27 protein-coding genes are annotated in these 23701 nt (G+C 63.0%); 24 read left to right on the plus strand and 3 right to left on the minus strand.

Annotated features, from left to right (window positions below; all coding sequences use genetic code 11):
• Nucleotides 1-11: 11 nt before the first annotated feature.
• The 4 genes from BA190_RS08110 to BA190_RS08125 all read left to right on the plus strand — a co-directional run bounded on the left by BA190_RS08110 (nucleotide 12) and on the right by BA190_RS08125 (nucleotide 5059).
• On the plus strand, nucleotides 12-1259 hold the full coding sequence (locus BA190_RS08110; RefSeq protein ID WP_068285027.1) for a pyridoxal-phosphate dependent enzyme: 1248 nt from the start codon (nucleotides 12-14) through the stop codon (nucleotides 1257-1259).
• Between the two features lie 67 nt (nucleotides 1260-1326).
• Nucleotides 1327-2715, plus strand: a complete 1389-nt coding sequence (locus BA190_RS08115; RefSeq protein WP_068285028.1) for a M20/M25/M40 family metallo-hydrolase — start codon at nucleotides 1327-1329, stop codon at nucleotides 2713-2715.
• A complete protein-coding gene (locus tag BA190_RS08120) occupies nucleotides 2679-3998 on the plus strand; it encodes an MFS transporter (RefSeq protein WP_202908441.1) in 1320 nt (439 codons plus the stop codon). The genes BA190_RS08115 and BA190_RS08120 overlap by 37 nt, the downstream gene beginning before the upstream one ends.
• A 20-nt stretch (nucleotides 3999-4018) precedes the next feature.
• Nucleotides 4019-5059, plus strand: coding sequence for a succinylglutamate desuccinylase/aspartoacylase family protein (locus BA190_RS08125; protein ID WP_245314622.1), 1041 nt, complete (start codon nucleotides 4019-4021; stop codon nucleotides 5057-5059).
• A gap of 7 nt (nucleotides 5060-5066) precedes the next feature.
• Here the strand turns inward: BA190_RS08125 and BA190_RS08130 are convergent, their stop codons facing one another.
• Entirely contained in the window at nucleotides 5067-6254 is a 1188-nt protein-coding gene (locus BA190_RS08130) for a Xaa-Pro peptidase family protein (protein WP_162275067.1), read from the minus strand.
• A gap of 29 nt (nucleotides 6255-6283) precedes the next feature.
• The gene (locus BA190_RS08135) at nucleotides 6284-7144 is read right to left on the minus strand and encodes a UTRA domain-containing protein (RefSeq protein ID WP_156771407.1); all 861 of its coding nucleotides are present in this window, start codon (nucleotides 7142-7144) and stop codon (nucleotides 6284-6286) included.
• A 463-nt stretch (nucleotides 7145-7607) separates the two neighbouring features.
• On the opposite strand from BA190_RS08135, the gene BA190_RS08140 reads away from it, so the two are divergent.
• From BA190_RS08140 to BA190_RS08200, 14 genes are all read left to right on the plus strand, one after another.
• Nucleotides 7608-7811 (plus strand): hypothetical protein, encoded by a 204-nt coding sequence (locus BA190_RS08140; RefSeq protein WP_068285034.1) that lies wholly within the window; start codon nucleotides 7608-7610, stop codon nucleotides 7809-7811.
• Nucleotides 7812-8109: 298 nt separating this feature from the next.
• Nucleotides 8110-8361: a helix-turn-helix transcriptional regulator gene (locus BA190_RS08145; RefSeq protein ID WP_068285036.1), complete on the plus strand. Its 252-nt coding sequence runs from the start codon at nucleotides 8110-8112 to the stop codon at nucleotides 8359-8361.
• Between the two features lie 97 nt (nucleotides 8362-8458).
• Nucleotides 8459-8740 (plus strand): DNA -binding domain-containing protein, encoded by a 282-nt coding sequence (locus BA190_RS36570; RefSeq protein ID WP_202908448.1) that lies wholly within the window; start codon nucleotides 8459-8461, stop codon nucleotides 8738-8740.
• 117 nt (nucleotides 8741-8857) lie between these two features.
• Nucleotides 8858-9085 (plus strand): transcriptional regulator domain-containing protein, encoded by a 228-nt coding sequence (locus tag BA190_RS35160; RefSeq protein WP_245314623.1) that lies wholly within the window; start codon nucleotides 8858-8860, stop codon nucleotides 9083-9085.
• A gap of 58 nt (nucleotides 9086-9143) precedes the next feature.
• Nucleotides 9144-9629: a DUF2285 domain-containing protein gene (locus tag BA190_RS08155; RefSeq protein WP_245314625.1), complete on the plus strand. Its 486-nt coding sequence runs from the start codon at nucleotides 9144-9146 to the stop codon at nucleotides 9627-9629.
• A 141-nt stretch (nucleotides 9630-9770) separates the two neighbouring features.
• Nucleotides 9771-10052, plus strand: coding sequence for an AlpA family transcriptional regulator (locus tag BA190_RS08160; protein ID WP_068285038.1), 282 nt, complete (start codon nucleotides 9771-9773; stop codon nucleotides 10050-10052).
• Nucleotides 10053-10072: 20 nt separating this feature from the next.
• Nucleotides 10073-11215 carry a replication initiator protein A gene (locus tag BA190_RS08165; RefSeq protein WP_068285040.1) on the plus strand — a complete coding sequence of 381 codons (1143 nt, stop codon included), beginning with the start codon at nucleotides 10073-10075 and terminating at the stop codon, nucleotides 11213-11215.
• Entirely contained in the window at nucleotides 11212-11733 is a 522-nt protein-coding gene (locus tag BA190_RS08170) for a DUF2840 domain-containing protein (protein WP_068285042.1), read from the plus strand. Before BA190_RS08165 ends, BA190_RS08170 begins: the two co-directional genes overlap by 4 nt.
• Complete coding sequence (locus BA190_RS08175; RefSeq protein WP_068285044.1) at nucleotides 11730-12275, plus strand: S26 family signal peptidase; 546 nt, start codon at nucleotides 11730-11732, stop codon at nucleotides 12273-12275. Before BA190_RS08170 ends, BA190_RS08175 begins: the two co-directional genes overlap by 4 nt.
• A gap of 64 nt (nucleotides 12276-12339) precedes the next feature.
• Entirely contained in the window at nucleotides 12340-12675 is a 336-nt protein-coding gene (locus BA190_RS08180) for a DUF736 domain-containing protein (RefSeq protein WP_068285046.1), read from the plus strand.
• Between the two features lie 3 nt (nucleotides 12676-12678).
• A complete protein-coding gene (locus tag BA190_RS08185) occupies nucleotides 12679-13452 on the plus strand; it encodes a lytic transglycosylase domain-containing protein (RefSeq protein WP_068285047.1) in 774 nt (257 codons plus the stop codon).
• 244 nt (nucleotides 13453-13696) lie between these two features.
• Entirely contained in the window at nucleotides 13697-15436 is a 1740-nt protein-coding gene (locus BA190_RS08190; protein WP_068285049.1) for a VirD2 family relaxase/mobilization nuclease, read from the plus strand.
• A gap of 18 nt (nucleotides 15437-15454) precedes the next feature.
• Nucleotides 15455-17440 (plus strand): conjugal transfer protein TraG, encoded by a 1986-nt coding sequence (locus BA190_RS08195; RefSeq protein WP_068285050.1) that lies wholly within the window; start codon nucleotides 15455-15457, stop codon nucleotides 17438-17440.
• A 7-nt stretch (nucleotides 17441-17447) separates the two neighbouring features.
• Nucleotides 17448-17882: a CopG family transcriptional regulator gene (locus BA190_RS08200; RefSeq protein ID WP_068285051.1), complete on the plus strand. Its 435-nt coding sequence runs from the start codon at nucleotides 17448-17450 to the stop codon at nucleotides 17880-17882.
• Between the two features lie 35 nt (nucleotides 17883-17917).
• Here BA190_RS08200 and BA190_RS08205 read toward each other — a convergent pair whose 3' ends face one another.
• The gene (locus BA190_RS08205; RefSeq protein ID WP_068285313.1) at nucleotides 17918-18406 is read right to left on the minus strand and encodes an SRPBCC family protein; all 489 of its coding nucleotides are present in this window, start codon (nucleotides 18404-18406) and stop codon (nucleotides 17918-17920) included.
• A 167-nt stretch (nucleotides 18407-18573) separates the two neighbouring features.
• Here BA190_RS08205 and trbB point away from each other — a divergent pair, with 167 nt between their 5' ends.
• Genes trbB through trbK-alt form a run of 6 tightly spaced genes read left to right on the plus strand, consistent with a single transcriptional unit; the run spans nucleotide 18574 to nucleotide 23700 of the window.
• Nucleotides 18574-19554, plus strand: a complete 981-nt coding sequence (gene trbB / locus BA190_RS08210) for a P-type conjugative transfer ATPase TrbB (protein ID WP_068285053.1) — start codon at nucleotides 18574-18576, stop codon at nucleotides 19552-19554.
• Nucleotides 19555-19565: 11 nt separating this feature from the next.
• Nucleotides 19566-19883, plus strand: coding sequence for a TrbC/VirB2 family protein (locus tag BA190_RS08215; protein ID WP_082979596.1), 318 nt, complete (start codon nucleotides 19566-19568; stop codon nucleotides 19881-19883).
• Nucleotides 19883-20164, plus strand: coding sequence for a VirB3 family type IV secretion system protein (locus BA190_RS08220; protein ID WP_068285057.1), 282 nt, complete (start codon nucleotides 19883-19885; stop codon nucleotides 20162-20164). Before BA190_RS08215 ends, BA190_RS08220 begins: the two co-directional genes overlap by 1 nt.
• A 10-nt stretch (nucleotides 20165-20174) precedes the next feature.
• Nucleotides 20175-22631, plus strand: coding sequence for a conjugal transfer protein TrbE (trbE, locus tag BA190_RS08225; RefSeq protein WP_068285059.1), 2457 nt, complete (start codon nucleotides 20175-20177; stop codon nucleotides 22629-22631).
• Nucleotides 22628-23392, plus strand: coding sequence for a P-type conjugative transfer protein TrbJ (trbJ, locus tag BA190_RS08230; RefSeq protein WP_068285061.1), 765 nt, complete (start codon nucleotides 22628-22630; stop codon nucleotides 23390-23392). The genes trbE and trbJ overlap by 4 nt, the downstream gene beginning before the upstream one ends.
• 20 nt (nucleotides 23393-23412) lie before the next feature.
• Nucleotides 23413-23700 carry a putative entry exclusion protein TrbK-alt gene (gene trbK-alt, locus BA190_RS08235; RefSeq protein WP_068285063.1) on the plus strand — a complete coding sequence of 96 codons (288 nt, stop codon included), beginning with the start codon at nucleotides 23413-23415 and terminating at the stop codon, nucleotides 23698-23700.
• Nucleotide 23701 lies beyond the last annotated feature (1 nt).

A 23701-nucleotide genomic window follows, 5' to 3' on the forward strand; every position in this document is an offset into this window, starting at 1 on the left:
GGCAATAAGAAATGAATCTAGTGGCTGACACACTGTCGCTGGCGACGGAGCAACGTTCGCTCGGCCCGACGAACCCCGTATTCCCCCTGCTGCCGGCGCTGCTTTCAGGATGCCCCGTCTCCTCGGAGGAGGACATGCAATATCCGCTCGAGGTGGCCTATGATTACGCATCGGTGAGCCGCGTCTCCTTCAAGAAGGGCTCTGGCTGGAACGACTGGCAGGAACTCCTGCCGCCGCTGCACCCGAAAATGACCATGCCGGTCGGCGGCACGCCGCTGGTGGACGTGTCAGGCGTCGCGCCCCAACGCTTCCGCGCGCGCGGCGTGTTTGTGAAGGACGAAAGCCGGAACCCGACCTGGAGCCACAAGGACCGGCTGAACCGCTTCACGGTTTCGGCTGCCCTCTATGAAGGAGCATCGACCATCATCGTGGCCTCGTCGGGAAATCACGGCGTATCGGCGGCGGCGATGGCCAGACGTGCGGGACTGAATTGCGTCGTCCTCACCATGCCTGAAGTCAGCCCGGCATTTCGGGACATGATTCTCGGCTATGGCGCATTTCCCATATTCCTGCCGGCGGAAGACCGTTGGCCGGCAATGCGGCTGCTTCAGCAGGTTTCCGGAACTTACCCCGTCAGCAATCTCACGACGGTGCACACCGGGCACCCTTGGGGGCCGGAAGGCTACAAGACCATCGCCTATGAAATTCTCGCCGATCTGGATGGGCTGGTTCCAGCGGCCGTGGTGGTGCCTACGGGCTACGGCGAGATGCTGTACGGCATCTACAAAGGCTTCAACGAGGCCCGGCTGCTGGGACATATTGATCGAATACCACAGCTCGTATCGGTCGAGCCGGCGGCGCGCGGCCCCCTCTACCACGCCATCAAGGCTGGCCAGCCGGCCACGACGGTCGCTGCAAATCCGACGATACAATCTGGGACCGCCACCACGGTGAATGGCTACAGATCCGTCGTCGCAATGCGCGAAAGCAAGGGCATCCCGCTGCTGGTCGACGACGATGCGGCACTTGCCGCGCACGCGGTCATGGCCCGCCAGGGACTGTGGCAGGAAGTCTCTTCGAGCGCCGCCTTTGCCGCTCTCGAGGATATTCCTGATCTCGATAGCGATGGGCCGGTGGTCGTGATGGGCTGCTCGACCGGCCTGAAGGAACCCACGGCATCCATGCAGGTGTCTATGGCGAAAGCGGATCTGGCGTCGCTGCGCGCCTACCTGAAACGCGAATACGGCTTCGAGCTCTGACCCGCAGGACCGCGCAGCCGACCTGGCGACCATCACCGGCAGCCGGAATCAACAGACAGGCGAGACCATGTCCAACCTCGAGAATGCCCTTCTGGAAGCGGACCGCAATCTGCAGGCCGCGACCGCCAAGCTCTTTGATCTGATATCGATCCCTTCCGTTTCCAGCGATCCGGAAGGAAAGCCCGGCATCGAACAGGCGGCGCGCTGGTTGTGCGACGAGCTTTCCGGCTTGGGCTTCGACGCACGCGTGGTGGAGACCGAGGGGCACCCGCTCGTGCTGGCCCACTCGACGGACGACCCCCGGGCTGGCCGGCCGAAATTGCTCTTCTACGGTCACTATGATGTGCAGCCGGTTGGCACATTGGAGGATTGGCGGCATAGGCCATTCGAGCCGAAGATCATCGAGGAAGACGGGGTTCGCCGCTTCTACGGACGGGGCGCCTCGGACAGCAAGAGCCAGCTATGGACATTCATCGAGGGGCTCCGCGCATGGAAGTCCGTCCATGGCGGCTTCGCGGGCAAGGTGACCATTCTGCTGGAAGGGGAGGAGGAGTCCGGCTCCCACAGCCTGCCGGCCTTCCTGGAAGCGCATCGGGATGAACTGGCGTGCGACATAGCTTTCATCTGCGATAGCGACATGTGGTCCCCGACGCAGCCGGCACTGAGCCTGCGCCTGAAAGGCCTGCTGCACGAAAAGGTCACGATCTTCGCGCCGAACCGCGACCTGCATTCAGGCTATTTCGGAGCGGTCGCGGCAAATCCGATCCGCATCCTCGGTTCGATCCTTGCAGGCATCCACGACAAGGCCGGGCGCGTGACCATCGAGGGCTTCTACGATGGCGTGAAGGAGATTGCGCCAACGCTTCGCGCCCAATGGCGCGCTCTTTCGGGTGAAACCGATCTTTTCGACAAGGTCGATCTGACGGGCGGCACCGTCGAGCAAGGCTATTCGCCGCTTGAGGCCATCTGGGGCCGGCCCACGATCGATTTCAATGGCGTGACCGGCGGAAACCAGGGACCCGGGGAGCGCTCCGTCATCCCCGGTTCCGCCACCGCGCGGCTGTCTTTCCGCCTGGTGGAGGGACAGGATCCGGCGCATGTCCGCCAGACCTTCCAGCGCCATGTCCGGTCGCGCTTGCCGGAGGGATGCACGGTGGAGTTCGAAGGGTTTCCGGGCAGTAGCGCGGTTACCTTGCCCGAGGACAATCCATTCGTGAAAGCAACGGCCCGCGGATTGGCAAGGGAATGGGAAAGCTCGACTGTCTTGAAGGGCTCCGGCGGATCGATCCCGCTCGCGCAGCAATTCAAGGACATGCTCGGCATCGATTGCATCGTGATCGGCTTCATCCTGCCCGATGACGCGATACACGCGCCTGACGAGCGCTATGACATCGAGCGGTTTCACAAAGGCGTACGCAGTTGGCTCCGCATCCTGGACGAAATCCAGAGAGCCTAGAGCCAGGCCGCGCTTTTCAAAAGCACCTTCGACTCTTGCTGAAAGGCCTGTGCAAGCCGGTGTCCAGCGTCCGCTCACTACCCTTCCTCCGGCTCTGGTCCGGCAATACCGCTTGCAGCATTGCCACCTGGGCGCTGCCTTTCGTGCTCGGCTTCGCTGTGTCGCAAAACATTCTGTCCGCGATTGATCTCGGCCTTTTCCTCGCGCTCCGCTCGCTCGGCTTTCTTGCCGCGGTGCCGATCGGCGGTGTCATGGCCGACCGGATCGGAAGCCGCAGGATCATACTGGCCTCAAGCCTGATCGCCGCCGGCGGAACCCTGCTCATCTGCATCGAGCTTGCCCGGGATGCGCAGGCAGCGTCGTTGCTGACCGGAGCGGGCGTGCTCCTATCGGGTATCGGGCAGGGCGCTTCCAGGCCTGTCTATCAGTCGATCGTGCCATGCGTCGTGCCTGAAGCGGACCTCCAAACCGCCAACGCGGCGCTCAGCCTCTCGGTGCGGGGAACGATCCTGGTCGGGCCTGCCACCGCCACGCTGATCGCCACCCTGTTTGGTGTTGCGGCTGCATTCCTCGCGATCGGGATACTCTGGACCGTCAGCGCCCTACTACCGCCCTGGCCGACGGAGCCTCGCAAGCAGGCTGACAGGTCAACATCGCAGTCGGCCTTTTTGAAGCGCTTCGCGGCTGACTTTGCCGAGGGCTATCGCGAAGCGCGGCGCCATCCCTGGTTTTTCGCCGCGCTCGCGGCCCTCTGCGCCGTCGTGGCGACAGGCTATTCCGTCACCAATGTACTTGTGCCCGTCATCAGCGCCGAGGTGTTCGGCGACGTGACGCTGCTGGTGTGCAGCGTCACGGCATACATGTCGGGTGCGCTGGTCGGCGCCGTTGTGGTTTCGTGCTGGAAGCCGGCCAAGAGGGGGTGGTGGGCGCTCGCCGGCTTGGGCAGCTACGCGCTGGTGCCGCTCAGCCTCCTGGCGGCCGAGACGTTCTGGCTTCCGATGGCCGCCTATGCTCTTGCCGGCTTTGGCATGGAATTGTTCAACGTCATCTGGTTCACCGCCATCCAGGACGGGATTGCCCGCGAAAAGCTCGCGCGCGTCTCCTCGCTGGATTTCATCGTATCCTATGGCCTGGCGCCGCTGGGCCTGTCGGCGATTGCGCCCTTGTCGGCAATCATCGGCATCACGCCGATTCTCATCGCGACTGCGGTCATCTGCATGCTGGCCGCGATCCTTGCCGGCATGACTCCCACGGCGGCGGAGTTTCGTCTGAAACGGACGTGAACGGAACAGGACAAGGGGTTATGGCGGCTTCGCCCGACAGACAATGGAGAGGTTTTATGGCTAGTCAGGTCTGGTCCACCATCGATTTTGAAAGGCATGGCGTCCAGTCCGACTATGCCCGGGTTCCCTACTCATCCGACACATCAGCCTATGGCTGGCTCCCGGTTCCGATGATCTGCGTGAACGAGGGGGAGGGCCCGACCGTTCTTTTGACGGCCGGGACCCATGGCGACGAGTATGAAGGGCAGATCGCCTTGCGCAGGATCGCCCACGCCCTTACGCAGACGAAAGTCAAAGGCCGGGTCATCATCCTGCCGGAATTGAACCGTCCGGCGGTCATCGCGGGGCGCAGAAACTCGCCGCTGGATGGAGGAAACCTCAACCGGCTGTTCCCCGGCGACGCCGCGGGCGGCCCGACCGCCATGATCGCGCATTACGTGACCGAGGTCCTCTTTCCGCTGACCGATTACGTGCTCGACCTTCATTCGGGCGGAAGCTCGCTGGACTACATGCCCGTGGCCTTCGCACATCGCGGCCGCACGCCGCAACAGGCGCGGCGGATCGAGGAACTGCTCGATGCCTTCCGTGCTCCAAACAGCATTCTCACCGATGGCAAGGGTGGGGGCGGAGCCGCGACGCTCTACGCTTCGGCGGTCGCACACGGACTGGCGGCGCTGACAACGGAGCTCGGCGGTGGACCGGGACTGTCGCCGGCCGGCGCCGACCTGGCGGAGGCCGGCATCCGCCGCGTTCTGCGCCAAATGGGGATCGCGCCGGAGATTTCGGCACCGGAAGCCCAACCTGCCCGCCGGCTGAAAATGCTGCCGCCCGCCTCCTCGATCTACGCGCCCTCAGACGGTCTTTTCGAACCGATCGCGAAGATCGGCGACCCGGTCAAAAGCGGGGAACCGGCAGGATATCTGCATCCGCTTGGTCTGCCGCTGGCCAAACCGCTCGAACTCCGCTTCAGTGCCGACGGCATCGTGATCTTCCGGAGATTTCCCACCCTCACCGCAACCGGCGATGCGCTCTATGGCCTGTGTGCCGAGATCGGCGGTTGAGCGTCATTCATGGCAGGACGAAAAGCTCGCGAGGCATCGTGGTCAGCGACTCATGTCCCGTCGCCGTAACGCGGACGGTGTCCTCGACCATCATGCCGTCCACGCCGAGTTCGTAATAGGGTGTTTCCAGGCAGAGGCACATCCCTTCGACGAGCGGGGTGGTGTCGGAAGGGTTGATCAGCGGCGAGTCATACGAGCGCAGCCCGATGCCATGGCCGCAATGCTGCCGCCTGTACTCGGGCAAGCCGTTGGTACGCACGGCCTTTACCGCCACCCCGAACAGCTCATTGGCTGCGATCCCCGCACGCACCGCCGCAAGCTCTTCGTCCAGTCCCACACGCAGCGCCTGGTAAATCCTGCGCTGCCGGGCATCGGGTTCGCCGAAAACGAAAGTCCTGGCTATATCGGACCAATAGCCGTCGACGGTGCATCCGGCATCGATACGGATCATCTCGCCTTTGGCGATCACCCTCCAGGTGGGATAGGCATCCGCCAGTGCCGACCTTGGCCCTGATGTCACGGAAACAAAGCGCGGAATTCCTCCGCCGGTGACGATATTACCGGTGAGCCCCGCTGCAATGTCGAATTCGGTCATGCCGGCGCGAGCGTTCTCGATCACCCATCGAAAGCCATTCTCGATCAGTCGCACGGCCTTTCGCAGGCGCACCAATTCGCCGGCCGTTTTCGTGGCGCGTGCCCGTGCAATGTCCAGCGTGACGTCGATAACGGACCGTTCACCGAATATCTCGCGGCACATGGTCCAGACCAGATCGTCATTCGTGCGGTCCACGCCGATGAGGCCGCTCGCTGGCCTTAATGCTCTCAAGGCTTCGGCAAGGGCTTCCTCAAAACCCACGCTTGCCGGTCGGCCAAAGTCCGCCGGTCCGAGGGCTGCCGATACGAAATGGAAAACACCGTACCGATATAGCAGGCCGGCATCGCCCAGCACGTCGAGCGCGGGGCCTGCATCGGCAGCGCTTGCGACCAGCGATGCCTCGTCGCGAGAGGCAAGCACTGCGGATCGATAAGTTGGCGCCAGATCGTGCGCCATGCTCACATAACCGGACAGATAACTTTTGTTGATCGTGTCGGAGGACACGATCAATGCAACCTCGTGCGGCACTTCCGCGAAGACCTTGGTTCTCAGTTCTGCCGCCAGAACCGTCATGTCCATGCTGCTGTCTGCGTCATTCACTGTGGTAATCCCCGAAGCCGGCGACCCGGTCAGCCCAGACTTGCCAGAGGTTGGAGCGGGCTGAACTCTCCGATGAACTCGTTGCGATAGCCGGGAAAAGACAACTTCACCCAGGTCAATGCATCGGTGTGCGCCCATGTCCGCCGCTCCGACACCAGCAGCGGTTCGTTGGGCGCGAGGCCCAGCACCTTGGCAATTCGGCGGTCTGCATTCGTTGCCCGGATCGTGTTGATCAGCCGCGTGCACGGTAGCCGCGCCAACAGCCATTCGTTCGGCAGCACTTTATCAAACGTTTCGAATTCGACTTCAGGAATAACCGAGATGCGGATAAATCGTTGCTCGAACACCTCGTTCGTGCCGTTGGCCTGATGGACGAGTTCAAGCCTTAGCAGACGTTCGTTCTCGACCGCCTCTTGCCATCCATAGGCCTGTGCGGCGTCAACGACCTCGCGTTCGAGCAGTTCGAAGCTGTAGGTCTTGTTTGCGCTCTCGATCTTGTCGCGAATATCGATGACGCCGATGACTGCGTGATTGTCCGTGCGTTCACTGACGAAAGTCCCCAGACGCCGTCGCCGGACAATGATCTTGGCGTTCGCCAGATTGTTCAGCACTTTGTTCAGCGGCGCTCTAGAGACACCAAGTGTGAACGCCAGGTCTTCCTCCGGCGGAATTCGATACCCCGGCGGCCAGGCGCCGGTCTGGATTTTGCCGCGGATCGCACGCTCGATCTGCTGGTGCGGTGCTCCGACGCCATCCAGCGTAAGATCAGGAGATATCTCACTTTTTCTGCCACGTGTCTTCATGGAAATAACATAGACCACAGTCCTCGATTCAGAAAAGAGACGATTATCATCGCCCTTGCCCGTGAGTGTGGCCGCTGCGGGTGTCACGGGCTGCCTTTTCGAAGCGTCGGTACTTTATGGGGGAAGACGTAGCGGTTGGTCCCTCCGCGAAGAGTGTGTCCAAAGGGGCCGTGGCAAGTGACCGGCAAGGACGGAGCTCTTGCTGTGTATCTCCCGGTCTGCGCTCGCGAAAGCACAATCCCTCCGACTGACGGATCCCCTAAGTCCGTTCGGTTTCCAGCCGCACTCCCCACCGTTCTCACTCCGGCTTGCCAGCCGGAACGGAGCGGCCCCCGCACCTGCCGGCGCTGTCGGGGGCCGCACTCTCTTTCTCTCTCTGACGTCCCAGTCTACGGCTCACTCCGTCAGCCTCAAGGACGAGCGGTCCCCCCAAAATTCTGGCGAATTTCGGCTCCCCCGCCCGCCGGCTCTGCCGGTCGCTGCGCGATCCTTGATCCTGTCTTCGCTGCGTCCGTGCCCGCCTCCCGTCATCGAGACCAAGGAGAACGCCATGACCTATGAAATCAGCCTCGAGCGCCACATCGAAGAACTGCACGCCGAAGCCAAGGCCTGCCTCGACCCTATTGAGTGCGAGGCAATCTGGAACGCCATCAAGGAGGCTCACGAGGCTCTCGCCGCCGAGGAGGCTGAAAGCTTCTGGGCTGACTTCCTCGCCCCAGCCGAGCCGGTCCCGGCTGTAAGCCTCCCATTCTAAGACTTCAGGAGGCAGGCGCGCAGGCGCCTGTCTCCTGATATTGCGCCATTTGGGCCGCTCAGGCACATCGAGCGCCTTCGCGTCCCCTCGAAGGGACAGGCTTGTGCCTCTCCCTTTGAACATCCCTCTCCCTTACGCGGACATTTCTTGAGATCGAATCGATTTGGCCGACTGTCGCCGCAAACGGCGCTCTCGAATTGGATCGTCCCACCATGTTTTGGGTAGCATACGGACCAAGAGCGACTAAAATAGTCGTAATGCTGGCATGCGCGCTCGCAGGAGTGGGAGGTGGTCTTGCATGATCACCGCTCGACAATCACGAGCTGCGCGCGCGTTGCTTGGCTGGACGCAAGAAACGCTCGCCGACAGGGCTCGCATATCCTTGACCGCGCTCAAACGCCTCGAATCCGAGAATGATCTGACGGTATATGAATCAACGCGCGACCAAGTACGCCGGGCCTTTGAAGCAGTGGGGATCGTCCTCCTCTCGACCGACAAGGGAGAAGGCGTTCTGCGGCTCCATCAGGGCAATCAGCGTGGCAAGTCTTAGGCGCTCGTCTGACGAGGGCATCTGCGACGGTCGACGAAGGTTAAAGAGTGCGTCCAGGGCGACTAAGAAGGTCGGTTCCGAGAAAGGAAAACCACAGGTGCCCGACAAGGAACGAGCCATTCCCCGTTTTCAGGACGAACCGCCAACCGGCCCTCGACTGACCGCCTATGATCGCTCCCATATGTCCCTTTATCTGCGCCTGCTCGATGCCGCCAAAGATGGTGCGGACTGGCGCGAAGCGGTGCGCGTTTTGTTCGGACTGGACCCCGACGAAGATCCCGGCCGTTGCCGCCGCATTCACGACAGCCATCTGGCCAGAGCTCACTGGATGACCGAGCAGGGTTATCGCGAACTGGCCCGCGAAAGCCGGCGCTCCTGACAGGAAGTGATGCCGAAGAAGCAACACCTGTTGCCCAGTCTGAGACTTCTCCCGTTGGAATTGTCAGGGAATCCTCCTCCCTCCTCAACGAAATCAGCAAAAAGGAAGGGCGTGTTGATGGCTGATGCATCCCAATGGCGTTCCTCGGCACCTTACCGACATGTCGACAATCTCAGCGCGTCGGATCTGGCCTGGGAATGGCTACGCCGCAACGAGGCCTATGGCCGCGACTATGCTGCATCCATCGGGCCTGATGCCAACCATGATGCGCAGGCAATGCGGATCCGCCAACAATGGGGGCTGCAATTTCCCGGTCGATCCTTCGCTCGACGGGCCTGCACCTGACCTCTTGTGGTTGCCTCAGGAGGATGCAAGCAGCGTTGTGCTGACGTCGGCACCCGCTGTGCTGACGCAATCTGCCAGCCAGACGGCCGACATTTGTCTGCCCGGCTCCCATGTCGACGAAATGGGGCGCCATAGCCTCTATGATCTTGGCGGTATGCAGCGTGTCCAGCTCTTGTGCCTCGACGGGTTCGAGAGGCAAGGGCGCCTGGCTGCCGTCATCCCGCTTGGCCTCGAAGGGTTCGACCGCCTCGAGGCTCTTTATCGCTTTCTGGCGGCGCTTCATCGGCGCTCAGTTCCCCAGGACAAACGTCTGACGCCGCAACAGAGGGCGCGCGCACGCCGGATGCTGCAGGCCTGGGACGGGGCACGTGACGGCGCCACTCAACAACACATCGCCGAGGTCGTCCTCAGCCGCGCCCGTGTCAGCCGCGATGAATGGCAGGTCTCCTCCAGCCGCTATGCCGTGATGGCCTTGCTGCGTGATGCGCGGGCGATGGTCGCCGGTGGCTATCGAAAACTGCTTCGTCATCGTCGCCGATCCTAACGGCCCCGGCCGCTGAAGCGGTGTGCGAATTCGAGAACCCCCAAGATCGCACTGCAACTCGCCGGTGCTGCTTCGCCATCGTGATCTTCGTCCGCCGCCGGTCATCGGCGGCATCCACGAGCATCACGAAAGACTTGTTTCATGCGACCTGAGATCAGCGATCTGCCGCCGCACTTCCTGCGCACCAAGGAAGCTGCTCATTTCCTCAGCCTGTCCGCCCGCACCCTCGAAAAACACCGAACCTATGGCACCGGCCCGATCTACCGAAAACTCGGCGGACGCGTCGTTTATGCCGTCGATGAGCTTCTGGCTTGGACCGATCGTGGGGCCGTCACCTCGACCTCCGACCCGCGCGGATCGGTCCTGCCGGCCAAACGACACGTCACAGTGCCGCCGCTCCACGCCGGCCGCTTTGCGCGCTGACTGCAGCAGGAGCGACCAAGATGACGCGATGTCATACCCCATCGGAGCGCGCGCAACTCGACCTCTTCCGCACGCTCCCCGGCAAGTTTGCGCCAAGAGATGCGCAGGATCTCATGGCCTATCCCTTCTTTTCGCTGTCCAAGACGCATCGAGGCGCGCCGATCGATTATCAGGCGGGCAATGTCTCGATCCGGGTCGAAGCCGTGCCCGAGCACGGCATGGCGACGATCTGGGATGCCGACATTCTGATCTGGGCCGGGAGCCAGATCGTCGAGGCTCGCGACGGCGGGCTTCGCACCTCGAGGTGCATGGCCGCGACGCCCTACGAGATCCTCAAATTTACAGGGCGGGGTACCTCGCTGCGTGATTATCTGCGCCTGAAAGCCGCGCTCGATCGGCTGCAGTCGACCACCGTCTGCACCTCGATCCGCCAGTCCATGGCAGAGCGGCGCCATCGTTTTTCCTGGGTCAATGAATGGCAGGAACGCCTGAACGGCCATGGCAAGGCCGATGGCATCGAGTTGGTGCTGCCCGATTGGTTCTATCAAGCGGTGCTCGATGACGCGCTCGTCCTGACCATCGATCGCGCTTATTTCGCGCTCACTGGTGGCCTCGAGCGCTGGCTCTATCGCATCGTTCGCAAACATGGCGGGCGGCAACGGCGTGGCTGGAGCTTCGAGTTTCGCCATTTGCATCTCAAGTCCGGCAGCCTCTCGCCCTACAAACGCTTTGCCTTCGAACTGCGCGACATCATCCGTCGCCAACCATTGCCGGGTTATGATCTGTCCATCGAGGTCGATCGGCGCGGACACTCGCTCTTGTCCTTCGAGACGATCTCGCCCTGTGGACAGGCTGTGGACGGCCTCGTGCTTTCGGGAACCGGCAGTGACGTGCCATCAAGAACCCGACATTCGTGCCATCAGGAACCCAAACAGGATCTAACCCATTGTAAGATTTTCGAAAATCGCGCTCTTAACTTAGACTCTAACAAAGAATCTAACTTCCTTGAGTGCGCGCGCGAGGGGGAAAACCCCGAGGCTGGCGTGCCGGAGGCCGCCAATCTTTCGTCCCCGGGCTGCACCGGTTCGGCCGTCCGCAGGCCAGGCGCATGCACGGCCTCGCGTCGTAGCGCCTCTGTCCTCCTGCAGAGGGCTCGGTCATGACCGGCTCAGCACCTTCTCACCCCGATCGCGGCCCCATGCCGTCGGCGTCGGTGCCGGACGTTCTCACGCATGTGGAACTGACATGGATCGAAAAGCGCATGGAGAACTGGATCCGTTTCGGCAAACCAGCCCAGGAGCAACTTATCGATCAGCAGCGGCGCGTTCTTTCCTTCCGTCCCGGCAGCATCTTCGCCTTCCTGCGTTGGGCCGCCAACGACTATGGCACGATCCTTTCGCGCATCGACATCGTGCGCGCAATCGAGCCAGGGCAAGCCTACCAGACGCCTCCCTTCGTGCGGCCCGGTGGCGACATTCTCCTCACGGTCGAAAGCTGGCCCAAGGTCGAGCGGGTGCTCCTGCATATCGATGCGATTGAACGGCTCGGCATCGATCCGAGCGAGGTCGCCCCCGATCATTGGCGGCATGTTCACAACCGCATGAATGCCGGGCTGTCGCCGCGCCCCTACACGATTGGCCGTCATCAAGCCTGGCTCAAGCGACGGGAGATCGAACGATGACCCGCCGAGGCTATGTCATTGTGACAACGCTCGCTGCGTTCGGCGTCGTCATCACCTCTGTTGTATCGATGTCCCCGAGGCTCGTCTGGAATGCCTCGGCCAGCACGCCGATAGGTCTGTATTTGATTGCATCGGCGGGCCCGCTCGTTGGCGGTGATCTGGCTGCTCTGCTGCCACCCGAGCCGGTCACCCGCTTCATGGTCCAGCGCGGCTATGTCGGCGAAGGCGTGCCGCTCCTCAAACATATCGCAGCCCGGCCGGGGCAGGTGGTGTGCCGATGCGGGCGCAGCATCAAGGTCGATGGGGTGCAGATCGGCGAGGCGCTCTATCGCGATCGGCATGACCGCGCCCTGCCGGACTGGCAGGGTTGCCGCCGGCTCTCCGATGGCGAGGTGTTCGTCCTGAACCGGAACGTTCGAGACAGCTTCGACGGGCGTTACTTTGGCCCAATGCCGGCGAGTACCGTCATCGGCCGCGCTATCCCGCTGTTCATCGACGAGCGCGGCGACGGCCACTTCATCTGGCGACCAACGATGCACTGAGCGCTCGCCGGCGGCGCGGCCGCCGTCACCCTCTTCCATCACCACCGACACCCAGGAGCCCGACATGACGCAGATCGGACAGTTTACGCGCGAGAAAAAGGGATTCTTCGGACGCATTCACACACTCTTGGTCGACACCGCGTTGGCCATCCTTCCCACCGAACTGAGCGATGCTGAAAACGCGCCAGACTACCGGCTGCATGTCGGCGGTGAGGAAGGCCCTGAGGTGGGGGCTGGCTGGAAGCGCTCCAGTGACAAGGCAGGTGCCTACATTGCCGTGTCCATCGACGATCCGGCTTTGCCGCAGCCAATCCGCGCCAACCTGTTCCAGAACGGCAACGACAAAACGTCCTGGTCCCTGCACTGGAATCGTCAGCGCGACCGCGTCGAGAGGGACTGATCGATGCCGTCTCGCCGCCTTTCGACCAACCAATCGGCCGCCGCTGGGCTGCGCCATGTTGCGCGGCGTCAGGTCCTTGTTCTCCTTACCGGCCTGACTGTCACGACTGCGATACCGCGCGCCGCAAATGCGCAACCCGCCGCAGTCGAACGGCCGTCGCCCGGCGATCTCTATGCGAAATACGTCAGCGAGGCGGCGCTGCGCTTCGGCGTGCCACCGGCCTGGATTCGAGCCGTCATGCGCGCCGAAAGCGACAGCGACATTTCCGCCATCTCGCGCAAGGGCGCCATCGGCCTGATGCAGATCATGCCGGCCACCTGGGCCGAGCTGCGCCTGCGGCATGGGCTCGGCCGCGATCCCTTCGATCCGCGCGACAACATTCTGGCGGGAGCGGCCTATCTGCGCGAACTCTACGACCGCTATGGTTCGCCGGGTTTCCTCGCGGCCTACAATGCCGGTCCGTCACGTTACGAGGCCTATCTCGCCGGGCGTCCCTTGCCGGCCGAGACCCGCGCCTATGTGGCAAGGCTCGCACCCATCATCGGGATCGACAAGCGCTTGCGCCCTTTCGCTTTTGCGGTGGTCGATCCCAAGGCCTGGAAAGGCGCGCCGCTCTTCGTCGCGCAGTTCGACGGCCAATCGGTTGCCATGCGTCCACTCATCGATCGGCGGCCAAATGACGAAGCTCTTGGACCGTCGTCGCGCAGCATCACGGCCATCATGCCGCGCTCGCAAGGTCTGTTCGCCGCCCACGCTGGTGGAAGGAGGGGGGCGTGAGCGCGCTGGTATTGCTTCGCGCTGTCTCGGGCTCTGGCGTGGTCTGGAGGGAGCGCAAGGGGAAGCCAGGGGAGGCGACCGGAGGATGGCGAGATAAAAGGCCGCGAGGTGCGGTGTCGGTCGGTCGTGTTGTTTCAAGGGGTTATGGCTCGTTTTTGCGAGGTGCGAGCGTTTTGCGCACCCCGTGCCAAATACGTTTTCCTAAGGATTTCCGCTGCTTGGCGCGATGTGCAGGACATCGGTCATGACCGCCGAGGATGATTTTCGTATTCGGCCAGGTCGCATCCGCTCCTCCCGCGCACAGCGGACCAGGCCCTTCATCGCGCAGGCGCTCGCCGCCGCGCAGCGGGCGGGCGCCGGCGTCTCGCGCTCGGGCCGGATCAGTTCCCGCAGCCGTTCGACCTTCGGACGCGGAAGGACGGCGAGCGTGCGCGCCAATATTCTCCTGACCGGCCGCTCGCGGATCACCGTCGTCAAGACGCGGGTTGTGCGACATCAAGGGCGGACGGCGCCACTCACCGCCCATCTCGACTATCTGCGCCGCGAGGGCGTGACCCGCAACGGGGAGAGGGCTCGGCTGTTCGGGCCGGCGAGCGATCAAGTGGACGGGCGCGGCTTTGCCGCGCGCTGCGAGGACGACCGGCATCACTTCCGATTCATCGTCTCGCCGGAAGATGCCGTCGATATGGCGGACCTTCGATCCTTCGCCCGTGACCTCATGGGGCAGATGGAAAAGGATCTCGACACAAAGCTCGACTGGGCCGGCGTCGATCACTGGAACACCGACAATCCCCATGTCCACATCATTCTGCGTGGCCGCACCGATCATGGCCAGGACCTCGTCATCGCCCGCGACTACATCAAGGACGGGATGCGCGCCCGCGCTGCCGATCTCGTTACGCAGGAACTCGGGCCCCGGACCGACCTCGACATCCGACGCCACCTGGACCGGCAGATCGAGGCCGAACACTGGACTCAGCTCGACCGACAGCTCGTTCGCGATGGCCGCGGCAGCGGCGTCATCGACACTGCGCCCGACCGGCAAGGCAAGCCCGATGAGTATCATCCCCAAAAGGTTGGGCGGCTTCGCAAGCTCGAGACCCTCGGCCTCGCCGTTGAGGTCGGACCTGGGCAGTGGAGGATCGAGGAGAAAGCCGAAGCGACCCTGCGCGAGCTCGGCGAGCGGGGCGACATCATCAAGCGGATGCACCGTGCGCTGACGGAGCGCGGCATCGAACGCGGCGCGGCAAGCTATGTGCTCGCCGCCGAAAGCCTCGACACGCCGATCATTGGCCGCCTGGTCGATCGCGGTCTCGATGACGAGCTGAAGGGCACGGCCTATGTCGTGGTCGACGGCATCGATGGCCGCACCCATCATATCAAGCTACCCGACCTCCATGCGGCTGGGGACAGTGTGCCCGGATCGATCGTCGAACTGCGCCGGTTCGATGATGCGAAGGGAGAACGGCGGGTCGCCATCGCTGTCCGGTCCGACCTCGACATCGATCGCCAGATCTCCGCAACCGGTGCCACTTGGCTCGACCGTCAGAACATTGCGCGAGAGCCTGCCGCGCTCTCCGACGGCGGTTTCGGCGCCGAGGTGCGCCAGGCGCTCGACAGGCGGGCCGAGCATCTGGTCGAACAAGGCCTCGCCGAGCGGCAGGGCCAGCACATCGTCTTCAACCGCGGCCTGATCCACACCCTGCGCCGCCGCGAGCTCGAAGCCGAGGGGAAGAAACTGGCGGCCGAAACCGGCCAATCCTTCAATCGCTCCGGGACCGGCGAATATGTTGCGGGCACCTATCAGCGGCGTATCACGCTCGCCTCCGGCCGTTTCGCCATGCTTGATGACGGCCTCGGCTTCCAGCTCGTGCCCTGGACCCCATCCCTCGAAAAACAGCTCGGCAAACATGTCTCTGGCGTCGCGCGCAACGATGGCGGCATCGACTGGAGCTTCGGCCGTAAGCGCGGCCTCGGACTCTGACTTTCGGAAGGAAATCGAATGTCCGCCACCAAGATCCTGTGGGGCCAGATCCTCACTGTCCTCACCATCATTCTGGTTACGACCTGGGGCGCGACCGAATGGGTCGCTTGGCGTCTCGCCTTCCAGCCCGAGCTGGGTGCGCCCTGGTTCCGGGTGTTCGGTTGTCCTTTCTACCTGCCACCCGCTTTTTTCTGGTGGTGGTATGGCTTCGACGCCTATGCCCCGGCAATCTTCATCGAAGGTGCGACCATCGCGGCGTCCGGGGGATTCATATCGGTCGCCGTCGCCATCGGCATGTCGGTCTGGCGCGCGCGCGAGGCTTCGAGGGTCGAGACCTATGGATCAGCCCGCTGGGCCGAGATGGGGGAAGTGAAGGCGGCAGGGTTGCTCGGTGCAGACGGCGTTGTGCTCGGCCGATACGGCCGGGCCTATCTGCGCCATGACGGGCCGGAGCATGTGCTGTGTTTTGCGCCCACACGGTCGGGGAAAGGGGTCGGCCTGGTCGTGCCCTCGCTCCTGACCTGGCCCGGCTCGGCGATCGTCCACGACATCAAGGGAGAAAACTGGCAGCTCACTGCCGGCTTCCGAGCCAGGCATGGCCGCGTGTTGCTGTTCGATCCGACCAATCCGAAATCGTCGGCCTACAACCCACTGCTGGAGGTGCGCCGCGGCGAATGGGAGGTGCGCGACGTCCAGAACATCGCCGACATCCTGGTCGACCCCGAAGGCAGTCTCGAAAAGCGCAACCATTGGGAAAAAACCAGCCACGCGCTGTTGGTCGGTGCGATCCTCCATGTCCTCTATGCCGAGGAGGACAAGACTCTTGCCGGCGTCGCCGCCTTCCTCTCCGATCCCAATCGACCGATCAAATCAGCGCTATCGGTGATGATGAGGACACCACACCTTGGGGAGGCCGGCGCGCACCCGGTCATCGCCAGTGCCGCGCGCGAAGTGTTCAACAAATCTGAAAATGAGCGGTCGGGTGTGCTCTCTAGCGCTATGTCCTTCCTTGGCCTCTATCGCGATCCGGTGGTCGCCGAGGTGACCCGGCGCTGTGACTGGCGCATTGCAGATATCGTCGGCTGTAAGCAGCCAACGACGCTCTACCTCGTCGTGCCACCGTCCGATATCAGCCGCACCAAGCCGCTGATCCGTCTGATCCTCAACCAGATCGGCCGCCGGCTGACCGAGGACCTGGCGGCGAAGGCAGGCCGCCATCGGCTGCTCCTGATGCTCGACGAGTTTCCGGCGCTCGGCCGGCTCGACTTCTTCGAAAGTGCCTTGGCCTTCATGGCGGGCTATGGGTTGAAGAGCTTCCTGATCGCACAATCCCTCAATCAGATCGAGAAGGCCTATGGCGCGAACAACTCGATCCTCGACAACTGCCATGTGCGGGTGAGCTTTGCGACCAACGACGAGCGCACCGCAAAGCGCGTGTCGGATGCGCTCGGCACCGCCACAGAAATGAGGGCGATGAGGAACTATGCCGGTCACCGGCTCTCGCCCTGGCTTGGCCATCTCATGGTCTCGCGATCGGAGACCGCGCGCCCTCTGCTCACGCCCGGCGAAATCATGCAACTTTCGCCCGCCGACGAGATCGTCATGGTTGCCGGCACGCCGCCGATCCGCGCGAAGAAGGCCCGCTATTATGAGGACGGGCGATTCAAGGAACGCATCCTGCCGCCGCCGGATCTGGTCGCGCCCAAGCACGGGCGTCCGGACGATTGGACGGCCTTGCCTCTGCCATCTCGGCCACATCATGCCGACGAACCTGTGGTCGCCGAGGCGGAGGACGACGATCCGACCGAATCCGAACGCCGTCACCAGCCCGAGCTCAGCCATGTCAGACCGATCGAGAGGAAACATTTGATTGCCAACCCATTTGAGCCCGACACCCTCGACGATGCCGAGGACGACGTCGCGCGCAACAGCCGCATGACCCGTGTGATTGAGGGCGTGGCGCGCCAGGTCTCGCTCGATCCTGGTGACAGCATGGAACTGTGAGGCATCCATGACAAAATCGCCCAGGAAGCAGCGCCTGTCGGTCTATCTCAATCCCGCCATCATGAGCCGACTTGCGGACTATGCGGCCCGACATGATCATTCGCGTTCGCTCGTTGCCGAGGCGGCAATCGAATCCTTGCTTTCACCCGACGCGGCCGAGCGGCAGGAAGCGGCCATCACCAAGCGGCTTGATCAAGTCGATCGTCGCATGGCGCGGTTGGAACGCGATCTTGGCATCGCGGTTGAATCGCTTGCCGTGTTCATCCGATTCTGGCTGGCGACGACGCCCACCTTGCCCGAGCCGGCGGCGCAGGCTGCCCGCGCCAAAGCAAACGAGCGCTACGATCAGTTCATCACGGCACTGGGCCGCAAATTGGCCAAGGGACCAAAGCTGCGACAGGAGATCCCGGAGGATGTTTTGCCCCCTGGAGGTGACGCGTAGCGCACAATCGTCATGCTGACGGGCCGAGGAAATGCCTACACCGGCTGTGCCACGAACCTTGCGAGGTTTTCGAGGGTCGAACGCAAACCGGCATCGTGATCGTCCTTGCGGATCCCCATAGGGACATTTTCGGCAGTGATCGAAACTTCTGTCCCGCCTTGCCTTGGCATCAGGCGCCACGTCATCCGCATCTCGCCAGCGAAGGCCGGATCGGCCGACTCGAATGTGACGAGCTGAACCACCCGCTCATTGGGGACCAACTCGACAAATCGGCCCTCCACGATATCGGTGGCATCGGACGTCTTGCCTGCGCTGGGATGATCGTTGTCGCAATAGGTCAGCGCCATTCTATAGGCGCCGCCCGGGCGCGCATCAAATTGGTAAATGTGCCCGATCATCCCCTCTGGCGGAAGCCAATGAAGCCATGCCTCAGGATCGGTGAAAGCGCGATAGATTGTTTGTGGTGATGCGGCGATCACCAGAGCAGCCGCGTCGGTTCGTCGAGTAGTTTGATGATGCTCCATCCCCACATTCCTTTCGTCCATTCGAAGGCGCCGCGCCGCCATTCTCCTGTATTTGCACGCTAGACTACGACAGCTCGCGGAAGTTGTTGAAACCGTCTGAAATCCGGCTCTTTTAATCGACCCCGTTCGGGGAGCTTCTGTCTGGTCCCGGCTGAAACGGGGATCGAATGACAGGTGTGCATCGAAATTCAGAAGGTCTTGCGCGCGGCGCGCGGATGCTGCGCACCGCGCTTGGTTCCGCCATCGCGCGCTTCCTCGACGATGCCGCCATCATCGAGGTGATGTTGAACCCAGATGGTCGCATTTGGGTGGATCGCCTTACCGAAGGATTGGCCGACACAGGCGAGAGGCTGTCGGCCGCCGATGGCGAGCGCATCTTACGCTTGGTTGCTCATCATGTTGGGGCGGAGGTCCATGCACGCGCTCCGCGCGTCTCCGCCGAGTTGCCTGAGACCGGAGAGCGCTTCGAGGGATTGCTGCCGCCGGTCGTGACGGCACCGACCTTCGCGATCCGCAAGCCTGCCGTCGCTGTCTTTACGCTCGGCGACTATGTGACCGCCGGCATCATGACGGCCCACCAGGCCGTGACGTTGCGGGCCGCCGTCGTATCACGTGCCAATATCCTGGTGGCGGGTGGCACTTCGACCGGCAAGACCACGCTCACCAACGCACTGCTTGTGGAAGTCGCCAACAGCGCCGATCGCGTCGTCATCATCGAAGACACCCGTGAGCTGCAATGCGCGGCGCCCAATCTGGTCGCCATGCGCACCAAGGACGGCGTTGCCACCTTGTCCGATCTCGTGCGCTCGTCGCTGCGCCTGCGGCCGGACCGCATCCCCATCGGCGAGGTCCGCGGCGGTGAAGCCCTCGATCTGTTGAAAGCCTGGGGCACGGGCCACCCTGGCGGCATCGGCACCATCCACGCCGGATCCGGTATCGGTGCATTGCGCCGGCTCGAACAGCTCATCCAGGAAGCGGTCGTCACCGTCCCCCGTGCCCTGATCGCCGAGACCATCGATCTCGTCGCCGTCTTGTCTGGCCGCGGCTCCGCGCGTCGGCTGGCCGAACTCGCCTTCGTCGAAGGACTCGGCCCGGACGGCGATTACCGCATCACCCAGGCCCCCCCGAATACAGGAGATTTCCCGTGATCCTCACCACCATGAGCGTCCGCCGTATGGTCGCGACAGCAGCGGTCTTTGCCTATGTCAACCTCGTCCTCCTTCCGGCTGCCCATGCCTCCGGCTCATCCATGCCTTGGGAACAGCCTCTCCAGAAAATCCTGCAATCGATCGAAGGTCCGGTCGCCAAGATCGTCGCCGTCATTATCATCATCGTAACCGGCCTCGCCCTCGCCTTCGGCGATACCTCGGGCGGCTTTCGCCGCCTGATCCAGATTGTGTTTGGCCTGTCGATCGCCTTTGCGGCATCGAGCTTCTTCCTGTCCTTCTTTTCCTTCGGCGGCGGAGCGCTCGTTTGATGGCGACCGCTTTTGAACAGCTCGACGCCGTGCCGGGATTCAATGTTCCGGTGCACAGGGCTCTGACCGAGCACATCCTGCTCGGCGGTGCGCCACGCTCCATCGCCATCGTGAACGGCACGCTGGCCGGTGCGGTCGGCCTTGGTCTGCGCCTGTGGCTGGTTGGGCTCGCGATCTGGGCGATCGGACATTTCGCGGCGGTCTGGGCCGCAAAGCGCGATCCGCTCTTCGTCGAGGTCGGCCGCCGGCATCTGCGCATCCCCGGTCATCTGTCGGTGTGAGGGGGCGGTCATGATGAACCTTGCCGAATATCGCCGTTCCGCCGCACGCCTGGCCGACTATCTGCCCTGGGCGGCGCTCATTGCCGTGGGCATCGTGCTCAACAAGGATGGCTCGTTCCAACGCACCGCGCGTTTTCGCGGTCCCGATCTGGATTCCGCCGTTGCGGCTGAACTGGTCGCCGTCGCCGGCCGCATCAACAACGCCTTCCGCCGTCTCGGTTCGGGCTGGAGCATTTTCGTCGAAGCGCAGCGGCATGAAGCTGCGACCTATCCCGACAGTGTCTTTCTCGATCCAGCCTCCGGCCTCGTCGACGCCGAGCGCAAGGCCGATTTCGTGGAGCAGGGCGTTCATTTCATCTCGAGCTACTTCCTCACTCTGCTTTATCTGCCGCCGGCCGAAGAGGCGGCACGCGCCGAGACATGGCTCTACGAGGGGAGGGCACGCACCGGCGTGGATCCGTCTGAGATCCTGCGTGGCTTTACCGATCGCACCGACCGCATTCTGGCCCTGCTCGATGGCTTCATGCCTGAAAGCGCCTGGCTCGATGACGCGGAGACGCTGACCTATCTGCATTCCTGCGTTTCGACCAAACGACATCGCGTCCGCGTCCCCGAGACACCGATCTATCTCGATGCATTGCTGGCCGATCAGTCGCTGACCGGCGGGCTCGAGCCGCGCCTGGGCGATCAGCATTTGCGCATCCTCACGATCGTCGGTTTCCCGACCGCGACCACGCCTGGTCTGCTGGATGATCTCAATCGGCTGGCCTTTCCCTATCGTTGGTCGACACGCGCGATCCTGCTCGACAAGACCGATGCCACCAAACTCCTGACCAAGATCAGGCGACAATGGTTTGCCAAACGCAAATCCATCGCTGCGATCCTCAAGGAAGTCATGACCAACGAGGCATCCGTCCTCGTGGACACGGACGCGGCGAACAAGGCTGGCGATGCCGACCTCGCTCTGCAGGAACTCGGCCAAGACCTCGCTGGCATGGCCTATGTCACCGCGACCATTGCCGTCTGGGATGCCAACCCGCGTCTTGCTGACGAGAAATTGCGGCTGGTCGAGAAGGTCATCCAGAGCCGCGACTTCACGGCGATGATCGAGACCGTCAATGCCGTCGATGCCTGGCTCGGCTCCTTGCCCGGACATGCTTATGCCAATGTCCGCCAGCCGCCGATCTCGACGCTCAATCTTGCCCACATGATTCCCCTCAGTGCCGTGTGGGCGGGGCCCGAACGGGACGAGCATTTCGATGCGCCCCCGCTGCTTTACGGTAGAACGGAAGGCTCGACCCCTTTCCGGCTATCCCTTCACGTCGGCGATGTCGGTCATACGCTCGTCGTCGGCCCGACCGGTGCGGGTAAATCCGTGCTGCTTGCCTTGATGGCCTTGCAGTTCCGGCGCTACCGACGGTCCCAGGTCTTCGCCTTCGACTTCGGCGGTAGCATCCGTGTCGCGACGCTCGCCATGGGCGGCGACTGGCACGATCTCGGGGGCAGCCTGACCGAAGGCTCCGACGCCTCCGTCTCGCTCCAGCCATTGGCTCGCATTCACGATACCTATGAACGTGGCTGGGCGGCTGACTGGCTGGCCGCGATCCTGATGCGAGAGGGTGTACCCATAACCCCGGAGGTCAAGGACCATATCTGGACGGCGCTGACCTCGCTCGCCTCGGCTCCCATCGAGGAGCGCACCATCACGGGCTTGGCGGTCCTGCTTCAGTCCAACAGTATCAAGCAGGCGCTTCAACCCTATTATGTCGGCGGTGCCTATGGCCGGCTGCTCGATGCCGAAGCCGAACATCTCGGCTCCGCCAACGTGCAAGCCTTCGAGATCGAGGGCCTGGTCGGCACGGGCGCGGCGCCGGCTGTCTTATCCTATCTGTTCCATCGCATCGGCGACCGTCTTGATGGCCGACCTACGCTCCTTATCATCGACGAGGGCTGGCTGGCTCTGGATGATGAGGGGTTCGCGAGCCAGCTTCGCGAATGGCTGAAGACGCTGCGCAAGAAGAACGCCAGCGTCATCTTCGCCACGCAGTCGCTTTCCGACATCGACAATTCCGCGATCGCGCCCGCGATCATCGAAAGCTGCCCAACCCGGCTTCTCCTGCCGAATGAGCGCGCCATCGAGCCGCAGATCACCGCGATCTATCGCCGTTTCGGTCTGAACGACAGGCAGATCGAGATCCTGGCTCGGGCCACGCCCAAGCGTGACTATTATTGCCAGTCGCGGCGCGGCAATCGTCTCTTCGAGCTCGGCCTCTCTGAAGTTGGCCTCGCCCTGTGCGCTGCCTCCTCCAAATCAGATCAGACGCTGATTGCCAATCTCGTTGCCGAGCATGGCCGCGAGGGCTTTCTCGAAGCGTGGCTCCAGGCTCGCAATGCCGGTTGGGCGATCGATCTCATTCCAACTCTCCAGGCCCTCATTCCCCAAGTCGAACAGGAGGTTCACGCATGACCCGCCGTCGTTTCCGCTCGTCCATCTCGGCCCTTGCCACGACCCTGCTCGCCGCGCCGCTCGCATTCGTGCCTATGCTGGTGCCACCGGCCCATGCTGTCATCGTGTTCGATCCGTCGAACTACGTGCAGAACGTGCTGACGGCGGCGCGTTCACTCCAGCAGATCACCAATCAGATCACCAGCCTGCAGAATGAGGCGCAGATGCTGATCAACCAGGGACGGAATCTGGCGAGCCTGCCGTTCTCCTCGCTCCAGCAGATCCAGCAGTCCGTCCAGAGGACGCAGCAACTTCTCAACCAGGCCCAGAACATCGCCTTCGACGTCCAGAAGGTCGACCAGATATTCAGCCAGAAATACGGGAATGTTTCGCTGTCGACGAGCGACCAACAACTCGTCGCCGATGCCCGTTCGCGTTGGCGCAACACCGTTGGCGGCCTGCAGGATGCCATGCGGGTACAGGCCGGCGTGGTTGGCAATATCGAGTCCAATCGCACGCAGATGTCGGCCCTGGTCGGCCAGAGCCAGGGCGCGACAGGCGCGCTGCAGGCAACGCAGGCAGGCAATCAGATCCTCGCGCTGCAATCCCAGCAACTCTCCGATCTGCTGGCGCTACTCGCCTCCAATGGCAGAGCGAGTGCGCTCACCGAAGCCGAGCGTGCCGCTGCGGCTGAACAGGGGCGCGAGCAGCGTCGCCGCTTTCTGGCGCCAGGCACCGGCTACCAGCCCGGCCATGCGCAGATGTTCAACACCGGCAACTGAAGCGGGAAGGGGGTATCGTCATGGACGGCAAGACGTTTGCGCGCCTGGGCGCGATCGTGTTCGTTGCTGTCGCCCTTACGGTGATGGCGATCGAGCTCATTGGCAAGCAGGACGAACCGCTCACTTCGCCTGTGCGCCTGCTCCCATCTGGTGGGGATCTGCTGCGTGAAGGCCAGCGCCGATGCCAGCAGCTTGGGCAAAAAGCGGTTGAGGATGCCGAGTGCCCGCGTGTCTGGAGCCAGACCCGCGATCGCTTCCTCGGCCGAACATCCCAGCCGTTCTCTTCACCCTCGAGCCAAGGGAGGTGAA

Origin of the sequence: Labrys sp. WJW (genome assembly GCF_001676615.1) — a bacterium.
GTDB lineage: Bacteria > Pseudomonadota > Alphaproteobacteria > Rhizobiales > Labraceae > Labrys > Labrys sedimenti.

Coding starts and splice junctions, on each gene's coding strand:
- BA190_RS08125 (WP_245314622.1), top strand. CDS start 4,019: ATGGCGGCTTCGCCCGACAGACAATGGAGAGGTTTTATGGCTAGTCAG.
- trbB (WP_068285053.1), top strand. CDS start 18,574: ATGACAGGTGTGCATCGAAATTCAGAAGGTCTTGCGCGCGGCGCGCGG.
- BA190_RS08190 (WP_068285049.1), top strand. CDS start 13,697: ATGACCGCCGAGGATGATTTTCGTATTCGGCCAGGTCGCATCCGCTCC.
- BA190_RS08200 (WP_068285051.1), top strand. CDS start 17,448: ATGACAAAATCGCCCAGGAAGCAGCGCCTGTCGGTCTATCTCAATCCC.
- BA190_RS08215 (WP_082979596.1), top strand. CDS start 19,566: ATGAGCGTCCGCCGTATGGTCGCGACAGCAGCGGTCTTTGCCTATGTC.
- trbK-alt (WP_068285063.1), top strand. CDS start 23,413: ATGGACGGCAAGACGTTTGCGCGCCTGGGCGCGATCGTGTTCGTTGCT.
- BA190_RS08115 (WP_068285028.1), top strand. CDS start 1,327: ATGTCCAACCTCGAGAATGCCCTTCTGGAAGCGGACCGCAATCTGCAG.
- BA190_RS08180 (WP_068285046.1), top strand. CDS start 12,340: ATGACGCAGATCGGACAGTTTACGCGCGAGAAAAAGGGATTCTTCGGA.
- trbE (WP_068285059.1), top strand. CDS start 20,175: ATGATGAACCTTGCCGAATATCGCCGTTCCGCCGCACGCCTGGCCGAC.
- BA190_RS08220 (WP_068285057.1), top strand. CDS start 19,883: ATGGCGACCGCTTTTGAACAGCTCGACGCCGTGCCGGGATTCAATGTT.
- BA190_RS08195 (WP_068285050.1), top strand. CDS start 15,455: ATGTCCGCCACCAAGATCCTGTGGGGCCAGATCCTCACTGTCCTCACC.
- BA190_RS08185 (WP_068285047.1), top strand. CDS start 12,679: ATGCCGTCTCGCCGCCTTTCGACCAACCAATCGGCCGCCGCTGGGCTG.
- BA190_RS08160 (WP_068285038.1), top strand. CDS start 9,771: ATGCGACCTGAGATCAGCGATCTGCCGCCGCACTTCCTGCGCACCAAG.
- BA190_RS08175 (WP_068285044.1), top strand. CDS start 11,730: ATGACCCGCCGAGGCTATGTCATTGTGACAACGCTCGCTGCGTTCGGC.
- BA190_RS35160 (WP_245314623.1), top strand. CDS start 8,858: ATGGCTGATGCATCCCAATGGCGTTCCTCGGCACCTTACCGACATGTC.
- BA190_RS08140 (WP_068285034.1), top strand. CDS start 7,608: ATGACCTATGAAATCAGCCTCGAGCGCCACATCGAAGAACTGCACGCC.
- trbJ (WP_068285061.1), top strand. CDS start 22,628: ATGACCCGCCGTCGTTTCCGCTCGTCCATCTCGGCCCTTGCCACGACC.
- BA190_RS08170 (WP_068285042.1), top strand. CDS start 11,212: ATGACCGGCTCAGCACCTTCTCACCCCGATCGCGGCCCCATGCCGTCG.
- BA190_RS08145 (WP_068285036.1), top strand. CDS start 8,110: ATGATCACCGCTCGACAATCACGAGCTGCGCGCGCGTTGCTTGGCTGG.
- BA190_RS08110 (WP_068285027.1), top strand. CDS start 12: ATGAATCTAGTGGCTGACACACTGTCGCTGGCGACGGAGCAACGTTCG.
- BA190_RS08205 (WP_068285313.1), bottom strand. CDS start 18,406: ATGGAGCATCATCAAACTACTCGACGAACCGACGCGGCTGCTCTGGTG.
- BA190_RS08165 (WP_068285040.1), top strand. CDS start 10,073: ATGACGCGATGTCATACCCCATCGGAGCGCGCGCAACTCGACCTCTTC.